The sequence below is a fragment of the Pseudoalteromonas sp. SWYJ118 genome, assembly GCF_015864505.1.
Taxonomy (GTDB): domain Bacteria; phylum Pseudomonadota; class Gammaproteobacteria; order Enterobacterales; family Alteromonadaceae; genus Pseudoalteromonas; species Pseudoalteromonas arctica.
In genome coordinates this window covers 35001-54240 of the sequence record NZ_JADYXC010000020.1, presented here as the reverse complement: position 1 = coordinate 54240, position 19240 = coordinate 35001, and the positions used below count along the sequence as shown (strand labels likewise).

Below are 19240 nucleotides of genomic sequence, written 5' to 3'. Positions count from 1 at the left end.
TTTATAACGACTTATCTTTTAAAATGCGTGTTATTTGGTTTATTAATACACCTTGTTTTACTGGTTTTAATAGCATGTCATCAAAGCCCTGGTTAACGTATTTTGAATCTGTATCGGGTGTCGATGTATGCGCAATTATTTTAGTTTTCAAATTGTCACTGTGTTTTTTAATTTTTAACATAGCGTCAGTTCCCGACAATTCTGGCATTACTATGTCCATTAAAATAATGTCGTAACTGTTTTGCGATACCATCAACATCGCTTCTATTGCACTGCGCGCGTAATCTATTTTAATATTCTCATTTTTTAGCATCGCTCTAATTACAATCTCAACAAGAGGATCGTCATCAACCAGTAATAGCGTGTTTTGGTGTTTGTTAGTTACTAAACTAGCTTTTACTAAATCATTATTTGTTAACGAGCTACTTGGTACTTCTTGCTCATTGTCTTTACCTTGTTTGGTTGCTATGTTGACCAACATAGAAAGTGATATCGTTGATTTATTCGCGTTACTACTTACAATTATCGCTTTACCACCTAACATTTTAAATATTGAAATAAAAAACTTTAACTCTAATGACACGTCTTTATCATCTATAAAGCGCGTTATATCATCACCCGATATACTTTTAAGCTCAGTTATAAAGTTACTACTGTCGATCAAATTACTTAATGAAAAATCGAGGTATAAGTAATTACGTTTACTTTCATTTTTAATCTGAGCGTTAATTGAAAGCGTTGTATTATTTGATGAATCCAAAACCTCAGTCACTAATTGAATAACCAATTGAGAAATTAACTTTTCATCGCTTGCGACCATTAATTCAGGCGTAATATTATTTTTAAGAACGATTCTTTTATTTTCAGCCTCTTTAGCTAAAATCGACATATTATTATTGATCATTTGATTTAGGTTTACGTTTTTGGCCTGAAGCTTTAACTTACCTATTTCCGATTTATTTATATTTACGAGTTGCTGAATTACACTTTCGAGCTGGTCGCATGCATCAGAAATATTCCCCACATTGTTTTTAAATTCGTTAAAGCTTATTGGATCTTTAGATATTTCAACTAATGACTTTAAAGATGATAAAGGCGTTTTTAACTGACGGCTAAGCCTTGTAACAAATTTTTCTTTTAATTGATTTGTCTGTTTTGATTTTTCGAGAACATCAGCGAGTAAACATTCTTTTTGATGTGCCTCTGTATCATCTCTAAAGTAGCAAACGAAACCATTAAAATCTGTATGTCTTTGTAATACAGTTATCCACTTCCCGTCTGTAAAACCTATATCTATTAATTGGTTACGGTCATCATCAAGCTTATGATGTTCATGGTAGTGATTTATAATATTATGCTGCTGCGCAATACTTATCAGCTGGCTATACGATAGCTGACTGTTTTGTTTATTCACCTGTGCAAATAAAAGATTAAAAGCATTGTTGGTAATCACAGGAAATTCATGGCTATTAAAAATAGCAAACCCATGCGGCAGTGCATCCAGAGAACTTGAAAAAAGCTCCTCTCTATTGAGTATTAACTGATTTTTTTGTTTTATTTCACTGTGTAAACGCCTTGGTAAACGTAAAAAATAATACACAAACGCGAATACACAAAAAGAGATTAACCCTAATCTAATTAAACTGTATTTAGTTATTTGTGGTCGTACTATTTTATTCATTGGTTGCACATGCAAACGCCAAGTAGGTGGAAAACGACTGCTTAAAGCGCTAATACTATTTTTAATTATACTCGGGTTTACTTCTCCTTGTTTTCCTAAAGTAAACTGTGGTGTTGCTATAAAAACGTTATAATTTTCAGTGTTTAATTTGCCAATAATGGCTTTTAAAAACTTACTTAAATCAAATGCTGTAAGTGTATAAATAGAGCCTTGTTTTATTTTTATTTCAGAAATTAAGAAGGCCGTATCAGCAACCGTAAATACTTCTACTGCTTGTTTATTCGCTCTTTTATTAAATTTTTCTAACCAGTTTGTAAACCTATACGCGGCTAAATCAAAATTGTTTTTTGACCAAAGTGCAAGCTGGTTATACTCATAATCAAACACAACATACCCTTTGTAAGTTAAATTTTGTGAAACCTGACTCTGCACTAAATTACTAAGTTGCTCTTTTGTATAATTATTTTGGCTTTGCAAAAAGCCTGCAATAACTAAATCTTTTTGAGATATATACAATCCTTGATTATCAAATCGCTCTAATGCATTAAATAACGTTTTACGTAATTGCTGGGTTTGTTGATTGTAATTACTTTGCAGCTCCTTTTTTTCAATAGTATAAAGAAGTAATGCAGTGAATGAACATAATACTAATGCAATTAAGAATGCGACGGGCGCTAAACTAAATACATGAATATACTTTTCCCTATAATTTTTTTTCGCAGGATTAGTACTTTGATTACTTACTAAATCTGAATTTTTATTTAACTGTGTCTGCAATAATTGAGCAAATGAAATAAACTGATCTTTTTGTGAACCTATTAATGTTTTAGGTGCTAAATCGGCCATCAGCACTACGCCAATTAATTTATTAGTGACACTATAAATTGGATATTGTGCATAAAAACGAATTAATTTGTGCGTGTTGTTTGATACATCATCAAAAAAAGTATCTTCAAATAGATATAGTTTTTCTTGTGTACAGCGTTTTTGATAGCTTAATAACTCATTTTCGACGCTTTCTTTATCGTTGCAGGTTATTAACTGCTCTGAATAAACTTCTCTAAAATCGATAAATTTAACAATTGGAACATCATAAAACTGTTTTAGTAGTGTTAGCGTTTCTTTAATTTCTGTTGATATTTCATCAGTTTGTGTATCTGCTACATTAGCATGTGAGGTAAATATATTTGAGGCGTTCATTGACGTTCTCCTTCCCCTTTAGGGGGAGTATGTATCCACGTTGTACTGTTTTGGCCGCTGTGTACTGGCAGTAAAACTTTAAATGGTGGTGTTAAGCTACTAAGTGCAGGTTCGCCTGTAGTGATATTAATTACTTGTTCTGCATTAACTAAATTAAGTGATGTTTTGCAATATGTAATGCCTGGCTCAATCCCTATTAAGCTCAGTGTTTCACTAATAATAAGGTTATTTACTAAATCAATACCGGCGAGCTCAAATGTAGTTTGTAAAATAGTGAAAATAAGTGTCTCTACAATGTTTTCATCTTCTTCTAAGCGTGTCCCTTCTGGGCAGCATATTGTACCAAGCTCTATATCAACACTTGTTCCAATACCAACTAATGACAGTGCATTAAGGGCTGTATTTAAAAGCGGTTCTACCTGGGGTAAATATAAATCAAGTATGTCACCTTGCGATTCGTACCCCGTTTGACACGAGTCACACGATTGCGATAAACCTTGATCGCTTGTACCTAAAAGTGGATTTCCTAAAGCTGTTACTCCAACCAAACAACTGCTATCGGCCGGCTGCTTATCTATTTCAAAGCTTTCACAAGGTGAGCCTGTTACAACCTTTTGCGATACATAGCGAGATAAAATTTGTTCGCTATTTGCAGGGCATTGTTGTGGCGTACTTCTTAATAACTGACCAATAACGGTATTACCTAACTGCCCTATTGCATAGTTTGGACCTTGCTGCAGCGCATTTATATAACTTATATTACCGGTATTATTTAGTTTACTTACACCTTGGCTATCGGTAGCTTCGTCGCTTAAACCCTTTAAACATGGATTACCTTGGCAGTTTGGTGCATCGTAATAAACGGCTTCGCGCGATGTAAACCTATCGTCTCGTATGCTAATTAGTGCTCTGTATGTGCTGTTTGCTCCCCGGTCTGTATAAAAAATGAGAGGTGCTTGGTGTTCGTCAAAACTAACTGCAATACCGAGTGGTGTATTATTAGCATCAACGACAGTAATTTGATTATCTACCTTAGTTTGATGGCGCTTAATAAGGGCATCCCTTACTAAAATTACCCCACCAATCGAGCCAATAATTAAAATTGTTATAATTAATATAAGTTCAATAGTAAGTATGTATCCTTGTTGATAATGCTTTTTCATATCTGGCTCCTATAACACTTCTACAAGCATTTTAAGTACGTTCATTACTTGTAATGCTGCGGGAAAAAACACCAATACCAAAAACATCGGAAAACAAATTAAGATAATGGGAAAGGTTGTGTGCATCGCTTTTTTGTTTACTTTTTTAGCCAGTAAAATGTTCTTTTTTAGAGCTAGGCCTTCAAGTTGAGCCTCTACAGCTTGGATAAGTGGCGTGCCGAGTTTTGATCCTATTAACATTAAATTGGCGAGTTTTTTAATGCCCATTACACCCGTTCTTTCAAAAAGTGAGTTAAATGCAATTTCTCTATCTTTACCTGCGCTTAGCTCAAATAAAAATAACTTTAGTTCTTTATATAATGGATGTTTTTGACTTAATCCATGATCAACCGCCAGTGCAAATGAGCGCTCTAGTGAAAATCCAGCGCGCATATAAACTAGTAGCACCCGTAAAAAAAACTCTAAACTATTATTAATAGTGGTTTTGCGTTGATTTTTACGTAATAAAAACCAGCATTCGGGTGCAAAAAAACACATAAAACATAGTAATAATTTAACCGATTGGCTCAGCTCATATCCTGTCAGTTCTAATACAATAAACGCGCTAAAAGTAGCGGCCACTTTAAAACAGTACAGGCTTATTAATATTTTATTAATTTGAATTCCTGCTTGTCTTAGTTGACGTTTAGAGATGATGATTAGTGGATACCAATTAATATTTTTAGTATCGGGTTTATCTAATTCGACTTTAAGAGACTGCCTGTGAATATGGATAAACGAGCCCATACTCACTAAAAGTCCAACAAGTAAAAGTATATCAATCATAATGTTACCCTTAAGCTAAGGCGTAGCCACAAAAATCCAAATAGCTGACAAATAAGTGCAACTGTTATAAATGCGATTCCATTGGGATCGTTTAATAATGGTTCAAACCAGGTTGGGTCGGTATAGCTAAATAAAGGAATTAGTGCGTAGGGTAAAAAGCCACTAAATACAGCAGCATATTTAGTACCCGATAGCTTTGCTTTTAACTGTTGGCGATCGAGAGTTCTGAGTGACATCATGTTACATACGCTTTTTAGCATGTCGGTTAAGTCGCACTGGCTTTGTGTGTGCGTAATGATGCTATGAGTAAACAATCTAACTGTTTCGCAGTTGTATCTTTGGATTAAAGGAGCAAATGATGTTTCGGCATCACTACCCATACTCATGCGTTGTAATAGCAAAGTACTTTGCTTTTTTATGTATGGGTCTGCATGTTCATCAGCAAACTGCATTGATTGCTGTAGCGATAGCCCCGTGCTTAAACACGATTGTACGGTTTCAATAAATTCTAAAAAATGATGCTCAAACTTTGCTAATTTATAATGAGCCAAGTCAATCACAGTTATAAAACAGGTCACAAAAACCACGATTGAAATAATAAACGCGCTGGTTGATGCCTCTGGATAATATAATTTAGCTAAAAACCATGAGCTACTAGAGAGCGAGCACGCCATGCTTATAAACCAGGCGTTACTTATGTTTAAGCCTAGCACTCGTAGTGACAGAGTAAGTACGTCTTTTTCTTCTAAAATATCTACTTTTTTAGTGCCTTGGCTGCTTTTATTTTTAGCATACAAAGAAACCAACACACTAGTTGCAAGTACAAAGGTTATAACCGCCGCTATAGCTAATAAATAATCAAGTTTAGTCATTGTTAGCCTCCGGGTTATTGTGCAGTAATGCTTTTAATTCTTTTGCATTTGCGCCTTGGCCTTTCATAAACTCAATAACACTTGAGTTATCTATTAACTCACTTTGTACTGGCTCTGCTTCATTAATACTATAAAGCGGGCTAAAATGTGCGCCGCCATTAACACGCTTAATTTCACCAATACTTTTTAGAGTTCGGGTGCCATTAGTTGAGCGAGAAACATGCACAATAAGTTGAATACTCGACGCGATTAGCGAACTTGTATGGGTATCGCTCAGTTGTGCATTGTGTAACTGCACTAAGGTAGATAAACGAATAACGGCATCATTTGCACTGTTAGCATGTATGGTCGTCATCGAACCTTGGTGACCACAGTTCATTGCTTGGAGCATATCAATTACTTCGCCAGAGCGTACCTCTCCAACAAGTATTCTATCTGCGCGCATTCTAAGGGCTGCTTTTACTAAATCTCTTAGGCTTACAGCACCTTTACCATCGCTGTTTGTGTCGTGAGCTTCTAATTGCACAACGTGGTTGTGATGCAAATTAAGTTCTGCGCTTTCTTCAATGGTTACAACTCGTTCATTTGGGTTAATTGAGTTAGCAAGTACGTTTAATAATGATGTTTTACCTGCCCCGGCATTGCCACACACTAAAATATTAACGCCTGTTTTAACTGCGCTTTTTAAAAATGATAAGATGTTTTTATCTAAAAAATGATTATTAACTAAAAAGTCATCGTTTATTTTTTTATGATTAAACTTACGAATCGATACAATCGCGGCGCTGGTACACGCAGGCGGTACAATAATATGAACACGGCTACCATCTTTTAGTTTGCCATCAACAATTGGCATAAGCGCATTCACTTGTCGGCCACAACCATCAAGTAAGCGATCAACAAATCGGCGTAAATGGCGTTCGTCATCAAACTTACTGGCTGTGCAAAGTAGTTTGCCTTGTTTATCAATCCAAATATCTTGCGTGTCGTTTATTAAAATATCACTCACCTGATCGTCCAGCATAAACTGTGCAATAGGACCCAGACCCTGAATTTCATCAAATACAGCCTGAACAACCTGCTCTTGTTGGTGTTGATTAAATGAAGATTGATTAAATTGTGGAATTTCACTGCACAAAGCAGAGATTTTTTCGAGAACATTACTTGATAAAAGCGCGGTTGGTTCTTGTTCGTACTCTTCGATAACGGCATCATGCAATAGCTTTTTAAGCTCTTCAAAGGTACTTAAACTGGTTTGAACTTCTTCATGTTTGCTTGATAAATTAAACATAAAAACTCACTTAGCTACATATACAGCTTCATTTTTAACGCCTTTAACCACTTCGATTGTGCGACTGGTTTGTAAGCGTGAAAAGTTTTGCAAACGACCTTGTTCAATGTCATAAGCGCTATGCACAATAATTGATACTTTGTCGGCATTATCTATACCAGCCAATGAATAAACATCTTTTGGAAGTACCGCAAGGACTAACGAAACACCGCCAGCGGAGCTTGTCTCTTTTGCTAAATTATCCATTACGCCACTTTTTGCGGCTTGAGATTTAGGCCCTTTTGAAACACCAATAAGCTGTACATCTCGGGCGACTGTTCTTACTAAACGATTAGTTTTAGCAACTATGTCTAGTCGGTCTCCTTTGTGTATACGCGAAAGCGGGATATCTAAGGTATTTAGTTTTAAAGTATATAAAACACGCCCTGCCGGTATGGCTTCTGACAAATTTTGGCTTTTCGCTCTAATAAAATCAGTGTCGAACAAGGGTTGCTCAACCATTTTATTAGTTGCTAATTTTTGACCAATTAATGCACGTGGGTTTTGAACGCTCAGTGCAATATTTGAATAGTTACTTGGATCTATACTCTTTTGCTCTACATCGTGAACGGTTACTGTTTGACCGGCCGACATATTTTTGTTTACTACCCAGGCTGTTACGCTATTTTCATCGCTTACCTGTCTAATGCCCAAAGCCGAAGCTAACATGCCAGAGGTGATGAGTAATGTGAGAGCCGCAGTGGTTGCGCCTTTGTTACTTTTACTTTTCATAATATTCCTCCAGAGTAACTTTCACTGCCACACTTTTGTGGCAGTGAGCCTTAAGCTTGGTATTCAAACCTGGTTGCCTTATATTGGGTACCTTGCGTTAGTTACCTTGTGAACCGCCTGCTGCTGTACGTGTTGCAGCATCGCCGCTTGGTGTTGCATTAACAAGTGCGGCACTTTCACTAAAGTCTGATGCAACAAAAGTGAATGAACTGCCATCGCCTGCGTACACATCAACTGAATCTACAAACCCAGAGCCAGACACTTCAGCAGTGCCTTCGGCGTTAATCATGCCGTCAAATACATAGCTTTGGTCAAGTGAGCCAATTGCTTCAGCTACATCTTCAAGTTCGCTGGTTACCGAGTCACGTAATGTAGATAAACCAATTACAAGTGCTGCTACCATTGAAGTAGAAAGAATGATTAGCTCTGACGTTAGTACAAAACCTTTTTGCTTTTTGCTATTTAAGTTATGTTTAATAGTTTTCATAATCGTAGCCTTTAAATTAGAAGAGCTTATGCTCACTTTACATATTGCGAGGACCATGCCAGCTATAAATAACTATTAAATACAGTTGGTTATGTTTTTAATGGTTACTGTTTATTAGATGTTTTAATTTTTGATTTGCAAAATGCAAATCAATATTAAAAATATTTTAGATAAATAATGCTAGGTTTACGTTATTGAAAGTATTATTAAAACTGATGGATAGTGTAAGGGGTAAATATTAAAAGCAGTCTTGTGAGGTTACGTATAAAACGTAGGATGAGCGTAAGCTTTACTTGTATTTTTGATAAATAATAAAGTGGTTTTGGCCCTAAATAATGCCAAATTTTAGGTATAAAAAAAGGCCCGAAGGCCTTAAGAATAACAATTACCTAAAACGGAGAGTTTACCGCGCCTAGCAAGTGCTTTTTTATGCGTGGGTTCTGCACGTAAAACTTGCTCATAGTAGCCACAAGCCAATAAATTATTGGTATTAGCTTCTTCAATTAACCCTTTATGGTAAAAATAGGCAGTGCTATTTAAACCAAACTTAACCGAAAGCTCTAAGTAGTTTGAAGCTATAACGTAACTGCCCTGAGCATAATGTATAGAGGCCATTTGCAGGTATGGTGAAGCATGTGTACCAAAAACATCAACGCCGTATTGAGCAATACTTTTTGCTTTAGCTAAATTACCTTGCTCTATTGCTAACGTAACCCCTAAAGTAATTGCATTTAATGGTGGATTAGCTTTATTCAGTAATGTGTTTATAACTTGTTGAGATTGATTAGCACGGCCACTTTTATAAAGTACGTAGGCCGATATTGAAAGTATTGCCTTGTTATCGGGGTGTTCAAGCATTAACTGATTCACCTCATGCACTAGGTTTAAACAGTTACTTGCATTTATACCTTCACACTTTAATGGTTGGGAATTTAATTGGTATTTTTTAACGATGTCACTCAACGCGTTGTAAGGATTTACTGTTGGCTTGTAATCAATATGAGCGCAACCCGATAAAGTAAGCAGTAAAATTATATAAAATATTTTCATAGCCCTTGCTCCTGTATGTAACTAAGTAACTGGGTGTCTATATTTGCCTGCTCCCACGAACGTAAGGTATTAATTGGCTCACGCACCAGGTTTGGAGTAACAACAATAATTAGCTCGCGGTTGTTTTCACTTTTACTGGTTGTTTCGCTTAACTTTCCTAGCATGCTATTGCCGTTGCCATCAGGTACAAAGTCGTGGCTTGCGTTGTTATCGGTGCTAATTAAGCCACCAATAATAAGAGGTTGTCCGTCTTTTAAACGTGTTGATGTTTGCATGCTGCGTGTATTAAATGCACTACTGTTTAAACTGCTGCCTGTACTTTGTGCAATTTCGGCGGTTAACGTGGTATCGGGTAATGAAATTACAGGGTTTAGATCAAGTGTTATTCTGTCTTTGTCGTCAACCATGGCGCGTACATTTAATTCAACTCCAAATGATTTAAATTCTGTACCGCTAAACACCGACCCACTACTACCTTGCTGCCCGCTTGTAATTCCTGAAGGGCTATAACTTGTAGGTACAGGTACTTCACCACCGACTTTAAACACGGCACTTTCACCGGCTAAAACCGTGATTGTAGGGCGAGAAAGCGTTCGAGAAATACCTTCTTGTTCAAGTAATGAAAATAACATATCAATGGCAAACTGTGAGGTAGAAAGCTGTAAGTTATTAGTTAATTGACCGCCAATTAATTGCAGCGCATTTTCTATTGTTGCAGAGCCAGATTCACGATTAGTCATACCGTCACGGCCAAATAAACCCGCTTCTTTTTCATATCCATTAGAGAGCACGCTAATATCTGGGCGCCATTGCTTTAACCTACGTTGATTTACTTCGTATAGCTGCACCGATACACGCACTTGCGGTAAATCTTCAACTTCAATACTCGACAAAACTTTACCGCCAGCCACTGACAGCAACGTTGCTCTTGCAATATTAGAACTCACATTACTTAAATTTAATCCTGAGGTAGCATCATTTATTAAACCGCCTGACTCGTTGGCAAGTACTTCAATACCTGAACTTTTATCCTGCGTTGCGCCGCCCATTAAATTATTAGGATCAAGAGGAGAACCCTGAGTTTGTAATGCTTGCTCTGGTTCGAATAATTTATTAATTGTATTTAATAAGCGCACTAGCTCTATCTGGTTTTTTACAGAGCCGGAAAGTAAAAACACATCGTTGTCGTCATTTGATAACTCATCAACCGAGATGCGTTTAATGGTCACTTTATCTGCGCCCATTGATTTTATTACTTCGCTAATACGTTCTTCTTTAGGCTTGGGTGCTTGAGTTACTTTTATTAAATTAATAATAGCGACTTTACTCGAGTTTTGAGAGCTGCCGCCGTTTGCGTTACCCAAGCCTTGCAAGCGTTGAGCAAGTGAATTAAACATACCTTGGTTAGGATTTGAGGTGATAACGGGTTGTGATGCTTGTGAGCTACTGGCATAAAGGTAGTTTTTTGCAGCTTCATAAGCGGCATGACGATAATTTATAGTAGGTACTTCACCACGTAATACAACAGCATGGCGATCAGGCGCTATGGTTAGCTGTACGTCAGGATGGATGTCGTTTAAGGCATTTTCTAGTACGCTGTAGTCTTCGGTTACGCCAAGTAAAAATGTTTCAGAGCTTTTATCGTCGTACCACACCATCATAGATGTACGGCCCAACTTTTTAGCTAAAATTAGTAGCTCACGGCCATTTACCACGTTCACATCAAGTGTTGTTTCGTGGCCAAGTGCAATACGAGAAATATCACGGGTAAACACAAAGCGAGTATGCGTCCATTTAACTAAGTGCGATACTTTTTGTACCCGCTCACCATTTGCATTTTCTATATAATCTAAATGACTTTCACTGCCCATAGCGGTAAAAGATATTAGTAATAGTATAAAAATAAATTTTAACATAAGCCTTTCCCTCAATTTGCTTACTGTATAGGTAGCAAGTATGAGACCAAGGGTTTTTGTATTTATAATCAGTGGATTAAGATGTATAAACGTGTTTTTTATTATTTTGATTCGCAAATTGCAAATCAACAATTCATGAAGAGGTTAACAAAGAAATAAGAGCAGAGGTGTGTGGCGCAAAGCGAGTGAAAATACGCTTTACGCTAGTTTTAATTAATGCAAAGCGGCTGTAAACGGGATGCTTTCACAGATTTTAGCTTCAGCTATAAGCAGCTCTTCTAGACGAACATCAACTTCTTCTTTTTCAAAGTATTCGTAAGCTAGTTCTACAAATAGGTTTTTATGTTTTTCTTCTGACTTAGCAATAGCAACATAAAAGTCTTTTTCTTTACCCTCAGGAAGCGCTTGTGCAACTAAAGAAAAACGCTCGTGGCCACGTGCTTCAATTACACCGCCAACCAGTAATCGGTCCATTAAAAAACCATCACGACCGTGTCTAAACAGTGCACGTATTTGTTTTATGTACGGGTCTTTTTTGTCGTCACCTAAGTTTACATCTCGCTCTAAAAGCAATTTAAGTACTTGTTTAAAGTGTATTAATTCTTCTAGCGCTAAGTCGGTCATAGCTTTTACTAATTTACGTTTGTCTGGATAATGCGAAAGCATAGACATAGCCATACCCGATGCTTTTTTTTCTGCAGCGGCGTGATCTTGTAAAAAAGTATTAAAGTCAGCAAGGACAACTTCGGTCCATTCAAATGGGGTGTGATATTTTAATTCAAACATGTTCTGTACAACTTAAATAATAATGCGGGGATTTTAACGTATTTGATTTAAAAAATCTTGTAAGGCAGTAATTTATCTATCCGCCCTTTAGCCGTAGATTCAACTTTTAACGGGTGTTTAATATCGTTCCACGCGGTAACTTTGCCGCCCATATTCATTTTTTCAAAATCAGTTTTATCACTTTTTAACGCTAAAAAATTGCATAACTTTTTATAGCTATCAGGCTTTGCTATATCAATGGATAAAAAATCGTTGTCACGGTTATTAAAGTACGTTTGAGCATCATTAAAATGTGTTTTATAGCAGTGAGCTAAGTAACTATCGTCGCTAATATTATTAAGCGAAAGCTCACTAAACGTATTTAAATAACAACGTTTTATATGAATATTAAAGCCCCCATCTGCACGGGTTAAATTAGTGTGCATACGCGCTAAAAGCTGTTTTATTGATACAAGCCATGCACCAAGTTCGCGCTCTAAATAAATAAACTTAGAGTCTGGGTAATGAATATCAAGCGCTTTAAAGTCATTAAATATGGGAGTGTCGGCAATCGCGTTAGCATTTTCAAAACAAGCATTAGTATACGCGGTATGCGCCGTTGTAATACCAAGCTCTAAAAATGCGTGGCACACACTAGTAGTGCCGGTACGCGGTAAACCTATTATAAATATTTTGCTCATTAACTTTTCTTTAATTAGCCACGTGTCACTAGCAATACAAAGGCGCTAACAATAATCACCAAAAATGTAGTAATGGTACCAATTTGGCGATATTTCAGGCTTTTTTCTACTATGCCTAAATTTTGAAACACACGCCCTATTAATAACGCACCACCTAATATATGACAGTAATGGCTAGCAAGCCCTTGGTATTCTGCTAAAAAAAGCAAAATTAAAGCAATTGGCACGTACTCCATAAAGTTAGCGTGGGCACGCACAGCACGTTGTAGCGTTGCGTTACCATTATCACCAAGTGATATCTGCTCCGCGCGGCGCACTTTTATTACGTTAAAGCTCAAATAAATGTAAAAGAATGCAAGTAATGCAGCATAAGTTGAAATGATCACGGCGTTTTCCTGTTATTTTTATCGCATAAGCATGCGCTTTATTATTGTGGGCGTGATAATAACATATAAATTTGAGCAGCATTATCAGAAGTTTAATAAATGCCTATGCTAAGCTAAGGGTATTAAGTAAGTAGAAAATTACATAAGGATTTTATGTTTGTACCTCGCAAAGTAGCCGACAGTTACCGTGAAATGATTAACAGTATTGGCTTTTACCCTTCTATGCTTTCAGTGGGCTTTTTAGTATTTGCCATTATAACTATGTCGGTTGAATATTTAGCCCCTATTGAGCAGCTAAAATCGTTTATATCGGTTGTACTTGTTGATAGCGCCGAAAACGCGCGTACTATTTTAAGCACTTTAGCGGGGAGTATTATTTCGCTTACCGTGTTTAGTTTTTCGATGGTAATGGTGGTTTTAAATTCGGCCAGTGCGAGTTTATCGCCCCGCGTAGTGCCTGGGCTTATTACGCGTAAATCACACCAAATGGTTTTGGGCTTTTATTTAGGCAGCATAATTTACTCAATTATTATGCTTATAAACATTAATAAACTTGAAGGTGGCAGTACGGCTATTCCTTCAATTGGTGTGTTGTTTGCACTTGTTTTTGGCTTGATTTCATTAGGTTTATTTGTGTTTTTTATACATTCAATCTCTCGTGCCATTCAGGTTGATAACGTATTAAATGGCTTGTTTAGCCAAACTAAAAACGAAATTAAAACAATAATACTAAGACAACAAGAGAACCCAGTTGAAGACTTTCCAGACTTTAGCAAGTGGCATTCGGTAAGCAGTAAAACAGAGGGATATTATAAAGGCGTACATACCGATAAGCTGTGTGCCATTTTGGCAGAGCAAGATATAAAGGTGTATATCTCTGTTAACCAAGGCTATTTTACAGTTAAAGGTTACCCGTTTTTAAAATGTAATAAAGATATAGCAAACGATGAAGAGCTGATAAATAAAATTCTCGACTGCTTTATTTTTTATATAGAAGAGTACATTAGCGATCATTACCGTTATGGGTTAACGCAAATATCTGAGATTGCAGTTAAGGCAATGAGCCCGGGTATCAACGATCCAGGTACTGCGGTTAAATCAATTGATATGCTGAGTATTTTACTTATCCAAAGGCTGTCAATTAACGATATTAACTACTCGTTTAAGCACAGTGATAATGCCCCATTGTTGTACCTTCACGAAACAAGCTTTGATGAGTTATTACACGACAACTTTACACCGCTGCGTAATTACGCCAAAGGCGATGCATACGTAATGACAAACGTGCTTGAGGCATTTAAAAATATTTTGTTTGTTGCCCATAAAGATACCGATGCACGAAACAGTTTATTTAATTATTTAAATGCAATTGTTGATGACATAAATGAACATGTAACTAATGAATACGACAGACGCGAAGTAACTAATATGCTTAACTCAATAGCGCGTATCAGCCAAGAGCAAGGTGAGAAGTTGGTGGCACGTTTTGAGCACCACTAGGGCGTGTTGAATTATTTGGATTGAAATTTGTTCAATCTAGGGGCGATTAAATCGCGGCGCGAGGTTTGTAACCTAGTGGGCTAAGTAAAAACCGAGCAACATAGAGTTAATCGTCCCTAGGAAGAACCTATATTTTAATCTATGTAGTACACAGCATAGCTTGAGGCAGTAACTTTAATCTCTCCAGCATGGTAGGCATCAGGTACATAGTTACTTGGTGCGCTATCAGCCATCATTACTTTTTCTGCGCGCATATAAGGCTGCGACTGCACATTGAGTGGGCTCAGTGATGCGCTGTACAAACCTTTTAAGTCAACGCCATAATCTTCACTAAACTCTTTTGCAGCATCCCGTGCATCTTTAATTGCTAACTTTTGCGCTTTTTTATGCAGCTCGTTATAGTTACTTGCTAAAAATTGCGTTTGATTAATTTCGTTAATACCGTTGTTAACTAAGCTTTGTAGTAACTCTGGGTATTTATTTATATCGCTGAGTTTTACTGTTAACGTACGAGAAACCTTAAAGCCTTTAAATTCTTGATTACCGGTAGTGCGGTTGTATTGGCTATCACGGTTTATTGAGATTTGCCCGGCGTTTATATCTCCCTCTTTAACACCAATTTCTTTTACGAGCTTAATTGCCTTAGCGATGGTTAAGTCGGTTTTATTTTTAGCTGCAATTAAGTCTTTATCAACTTCGGTAATACCTACACTAAGCTGTACGTAATCTGGCATTGTAGTAAGAGTCGCTTCGCCCTTAACATAAATATGAGGAGCATCGGGTGTCGCTGCCGCGAGTGCATCAAAACTAAGTACGTTTAAAGCCAGTGCACTACCTAAAACAAGAGTCAGTGTTTTCATTAGTCGATCCTTTAATTTTGTAAATGCTATTAAAGACCTTACGTGGTTAATTAAATATGAACAAGCACAAAAAAACAGGCAATTGCCTGTTTTTTGTTAAGCGTTGTAACTGTGCCTACAACGTTATTTATTTTTAATTACGTATAAACCTAATTAAACACTACAACGTTTATAGTTACGGTATTTTGGTAACCAGTAATTTTTGTCGATTGCTGCCCATAACGCATCATCAGTAATCTCAAGAGCAACGCCCTCTTCGATTGCTTTTTTAGCAATGGCAAATGCAATACGCTTACTTAGCGTTTCAATTTCAGTTAAGGCTGGTAATAAACTGCCTTTACCTGTGTTTGCACGCGGCGACGACTCTGCAAGCATTTCGCTAGACACACTTAACATAGCATCTGTAATGCGTGTCGCTTTAGCGGCAATAACCCCTAAACCAATACCAGGAAAAATATAGCTATTGTTACATTGTGGGATTGGGAAAATTTCACCGTTGTGTTCAACCGGATCAAACGGGCTACCTGTTGCAACAAGCGCCTTACCGTCAGTCCACTTAATCACATCAGCAGGATGCGCTTCTACCTGCTTAGATGGATTACTCAATGGGAAAATAATTGGCTGTTCACAACCGGCGTGCATTGCACGAATAGCCTGCTCAGTAAACAAACCAGGTTGGCCTGAAACACCAATTAAAATGTCTGGTTGTGCACAGTGCATAACATCAAGAAGTGATGCGTATTCACCGCTGTAAGTCCAATCACTTAACGAGCCTTGCGGTTGTGCAAGTGCTTGTTGGAAATCGCGTAAGCCTTCCATACCCTCTGAAAGTAGGCCAAAACGGTCAACCATAAATACTTGGCTACGCGCTTGAGCTTCTGTAATACCTTCAAAAACCATTTGGCTAATAATTTGCTCAGCAATACCACAACCAGCAGAACCTGCACCCACAAAAACTACTTTTTGTTGGCTTAGGGTTGAATTTTTAACACGACACGCAGCAAGTAAAGAACCGACCGTTACAGCCGCAGTACCTTGAATGTCATCGTTAAAGCTACAAATTTCATTGCGGTAGCGCTTAAGTAACGGCATTGCATTTGGTTGTGCAAAATCTTCAAACTGAAGTAATACATTTGGCCAGCGACGTTTAACCGCTTTAATGAATAAATCTAAAAACTCATCGTATTCGTCTTGAGCAATACGCTTATGGCGTGCACCCATGTACATAGGATCGTTTAAAAGCTTTTCGTTATTAGTACCCACATCAAGCATTACAGGCAATGTGTATGCTGGGCTTATACCACCACACGCAGTGTAAAGTGACAATTTACCAATTGGGATACCCATGCCACCAATACCCTGATCGCCTAGGCCTAAAATACGCTCGCCATCAGTTACAACAATCACTTTTACTTTACCTTTGGTAGCGTTGCGTAAAATGTCGTCAATTTGGTAACGATCTTCATACGAAATAAATAAGCCGCGTGCGCTGCGATAAATGTCTGAGAATTTTTCACAAGCGTCGCCAACTGTCGGCGTGTAAATGATTGGCATCATTTCTTCAAGATGATCACGCACTAAACGGTAGTAAAGTGTTTCGTTGTTATCTTGAATCGCACGTAAGTAAATATGCTTATTAAGGTTGTCGGTAAAGCTAGAATACTGCTGATAACAACGCTCAACTTGCTCTTCTATTGTTTCAAAGCGAGGAGGAAGTAAACCAGCAAGATTGAAATTTTCGCGTTCTTTTTTACTAAAGGCACTGCCTTTATTTAATAGCGGTGTTTCAATTAGGCCAGGGCCAGAATGATGAATATATAAGTAGTTAGGATCAGTATTAGTTGTCATATTTCCAGGCTTTAACGGAGTCTTAAGTTATGATCTGTCATTATCAGTGTTAAAGGTTTAATTGCAACGACAATTAAGCTAGTCAGACCATTGAGAGAAAATACATGCGGGCTTCACTGCCCACATGCATATTATACATAATTTAAAATTGTATAGTGGCGTTATTATCAGTTAAATCAGATAACGCAACACCTTCACGGCGAGGGTCCGCACCACCATATAAGGTATTATTTTTAACTTCAACTGCGTGTAAGCCTGAGTTTAAATCAATAATACGTACATTGTGGCCACGTTTAGTAAGCGCAGGCGCAATGGCTTCAATGGTTGTGCCTTTTTCAAGGCTGGTGTAATCGTTACGATTTGTTGTACGCGGTAAGTTAATAGCGTCTTGTGCTGATAAATTCCAGTCAATAACACCCACAACAACTTGTGCAACGTAATCTATGATACGACTACCACCAGGTGAGCCTACAATTAAACGTAAGCTGCCGTCTTTATTAAATACCATTACCGGTGACATAGAGCTACGCGGGCGTTTACCAGCCTCTACACGGTTTGCTACTAGCTTACCGTTTTTACGTGGCGATAACGAAAAGTCAGTTAGTTGGTTATTTAAAATAAAGCCGTTAACCATAACCGTAGAGCCAAACGCCATCTCAATTGAACTGGTCATCGAAACTGCATTACCTTTACTATCTACAATAGAGACATGCGAAGTAGAAGGTAACTCGTATGAATCATCCATTGCATAACTTAAGTACCCTACTGGATTACCGGCTACGGCTTTTTGGTCTGTTTCGGTAATTAATTTAGCGCGTGAGGCAATGTAATCTTTATTTAAAAGCTCTTTTGTAGGTACTTGAGTGAAATCGGGATCGCCCATGTACATATCGCGATCGGCAAATGCAATACGCGAAGCTTGGCTAAAGTAATGAATCGCCTTTTCGCCATTTGGTTTAAGTGCGCTCATATCTTTATGCTCAAGTAGGCCAAGCATTTGTAGTACTGCTACACCGCCACTACTTGGTGGCGCCATAGAACACACGTTATAAGCACGGTATTGTATACATACCGCATCGCGTTCTTTACTTTTGTAATCTGCTAAATCTTGCACACTTAATTTACCAGGGGCAATTTTAGAGTGCTGTACAGCATTAACCATTTGTTTAGCGTTTTCGCCTTTGTAAAATGCATCAATGCCCTGCTTTGCAATGTCTTTGTATAAATCAGCAAGTGGTTGATTCTTTTTAACGCTACCCGCTTCGATTAATTTACCATTTGGGTAAAAGTATTCGTTAATAATCGGCATGCTCAGTACGCCTGGGTTTAACTGGCGTGCTAATAAGCCATGTAAACGCGGCGAAATTACAAAGCCTTGCTCTGCAAGTTCAATAGCCGGTTTAAAAAGCGCTTCCCACGGCAAGGTACCGTATTGTTTATGCGCGCTTGCAAAGGCATGTAAAATACCAGGCACACCAACAGAGCGCCCACCTACTACTGCTTCAATCCATTTAACGGCTTTACCGTGCTTATCTAAAAACAGCGTTTCGTCTGCATTTGCAGGTGCTGTTTCGCGGCCATCAAAACTAGTCAGCTTATTGTTTGCTTTGTTGTAGTACATCATAAATGTACCACCGCCAATACCTGACGATTGCGGTTCAACTAAAGTAAGCACTAGTTGAGTAGCAATGGCAGCATCTACGGCACTGCCGCCTTGGGCTAAAATTTGTTGACCGGCTCTTGAGGCATATGGATTTGCAGCAGCAACCATGTATTTATCACCTTGCACTACTTTTTTATGGATTAATCCAGTAGCGGCTTCAGGTTCGCGAGTTTCAATTTGAGTTGCTTGCTGTGCAAATGAAGGCAGTGATACTGCGCACAGTCCAATGGCAAATAATGAGTTAAGTTTAAAATGCATAAA

The 19240-nt window shown here is 37.7% G+C and carries 16 protein-coding genes; 1 reads left to right on the top strand and 15 read right to left on the bottom strand.

The features are described from left to right. Window position 1: 1 nt before the first annotated feature. The 12 genes from I6F48_RS16365 to I6F48_RS16310 all read right to left on the bottom strand — a co-directional run bounded on the left by I6F48_RS16365 (window position 2) and on the right by I6F48_RS16310 (window position 13108). A complete protein-coding gene (locus tag I6F48_RS16365) occupies window positions 2-2881 on the bottom strand; it encodes an ATP-binding response regulator (protein WP_197119855.1) in 2880 nt (959 codons plus the stop codon). Continuing rightward, window positions 2878-4044 (bottom strand): hypothetical protein, encoded by a 1167-nt coding sequence (locus I6F48_RS16360; RefSeq protein ID WP_197119854.1) that lies wholly within the window; start codon window positions 4042-4044, stop codon window positions 2878-2880. Before I6F48_RS16360 ends, I6F48_RS16365 begins: the two co-directional genes overlap by 4 nt. A gap of 9 nt (window positions 4045-4053) precedes the next feature. Beyond that, the gene (locus tag I6F48_RS16355; protein ID WP_197119853.1) at window positions 4054-4869 is read right to left on the bottom strand and encodes a type II secretion system F family protein; all 816 of its coding nucleotides are present in this window, start codon (window positions 4867-4869) and stop codon (window positions 4054-4056) included. Then, complete coding sequence (locus I6F48_RS16350) at window positions 4866-5741, bottom strand: type II secretion system F family protein (protein ID WP_197119852.1); 876 nt, start codon at window positions 5739-5741, stop codon at window positions 4866-4868. Before I6F48_RS16350 ends, I6F48_RS16355 begins: the two co-directional genes overlap by 4 nt. After that, the gene (locus I6F48_RS16345) at window positions 5734-7032 is read right to left on the bottom strand and encodes a CpaF family protein (protein ID WP_039487860.1); all 1299 of its coding nucleotides are present in this window, start codon (window positions 7030-7032) and stop codon (window positions 5734-5736) included. Before I6F48_RS16345 ends, I6F48_RS16350 begins: the two co-directional genes overlap by 8 nt. A 6-nt stretch (window positions 7033-7038) precedes the next feature. Further along, window positions 7039-7803 carry a hypothetical protein gene (locus I6F48_RS16340; RefSeq protein ID WP_197119851.1) on the bottom strand — a complete coding sequence of 255 codons (765 nt, stop codon included), beginning with the start codon at window positions 7801-7803 and terminating at the stop codon, window positions 7039-7041. A 97-nt stretch (window positions 7804-7900) separates the two neighbouring features. Further along, the gene (locus tag I6F48_RS16335) at window positions 7901-8290 is read right to left on the bottom strand and encodes a hypothetical protein (RefSeq protein WP_010552792.1); all 390 of its coding nucleotides are present in this window, start codon (window positions 8288-8290) and stop codon (window positions 7901-7903) included. A gap of 372 nt (window positions 8291-8662) precedes the next feature. Continuing rightward, entirely contained in the window at window positions 8663-9340 is a 678-nt protein-coding gene (locus I6F48_RS16330) for a tetratricopeptide repeat protein (RefSeq protein ID WP_165728635.1), read from the bottom strand. Next, window positions 9337-11256, bottom strand: coding sequence for a pilus assembly protein N-terminal domain-containing protein (locus I6F48_RS16325; RefSeq protein WP_165728636.1), 1920 nt, complete (start codon window positions 11254-11256; stop codon window positions 9337-9339). The genes I6F48_RS16330 and I6F48_RS16325 overlap by 4 nt, the downstream gene beginning before the upstream one ends. 213 nt (window positions 11257-11469) lie before the next feature. Beyond that, on the bottom strand, window positions 11470-12042 hold the full coding sequence (locus tag I6F48_RS16320; protein WP_007586685.1) for a tRNA-(ms[2]io[6]A)-hydroxylase: 573 nt from the start codon (window positions 12040-12042) through the stop codon (window positions 11470-11472). Between the two features lie 47 nt (window positions 12043-12089). Then, complete coding sequence (locus I6F48_RS16315; RefSeq protein ID WP_165740806.1) at window positions 12090-12722, bottom strand: sulfotransferase; 633 nt, start codon at window positions 12720-12722, stop codon at window positions 12090-12092. 14 nt (window positions 12723-12736) lie between these two features. Continuing rightward, the gene (locus I6F48_RS16310) at window positions 12737-13108 is read right to left on the bottom strand and encodes an MAPEG family protein (protein ID WP_007586689.1); all 372 of its coding nucleotides are present in this window, start codon (window positions 13106-13108) and stop codon (window positions 12737-12739) included. 153 nt (window positions 13109-13261) lie between these two features. Between I6F48_RS16310 and I6F48_RS16305 the strand changes: the two genes are divergently transcribed. Continuing rightward, window positions 13262-14608: a DUF2254 domain-containing protein gene (locus I6F48_RS16305; RefSeq protein ID WP_165728638.1), complete on the top strand. Its 1347-nt coding sequence runs from the start codon at window positions 13262-13264 to the stop codon at window positions 14606-14608. A 134-nt stretch (window positions 14609-14742) separates the two neighbouring features. Here I6F48_RS16305 and I6F48_RS16300 read toward each other — a convergent pair whose 3' ends face one another. From I6F48_RS16300 to ggt, 3 genes are all read right to left on the bottom strand, one after another. Further along, on the bottom strand, window positions 14743-15468 hold the full coding sequence (locus I6F48_RS16300; protein ID WP_007586691.1) for an SIMPL domain-containing protein: 726 nt from the start codon (window positions 15466-15468) through the stop codon (window positions 14743-14745). Window positions 15469-15621: 153 nt separating this feature from the next. Beyond that, a complete protein-coding gene (locus tag I6F48_RS16295) occupies window positions 15622-17316 on the bottom strand; it encodes an NAD-dependent malic enzyme (protein ID WP_007586692.1) in 1695 nt (564 codons plus the stop codon). Between the two features lie 142 nt (window positions 17317-17458). Then, window positions 17459-19237, bottom strand: coding sequence for a gamma-glutamyltransferase (ggt, locus tag I6F48_RS16290; RefSeq protein ID WP_165726052.1), 1779 nt, complete (start codon window positions 19235-19237; stop codon window positions 17459-17461). Between the last annotated feature and the right edge of the window lie 3 nt (window positions 19238-19240).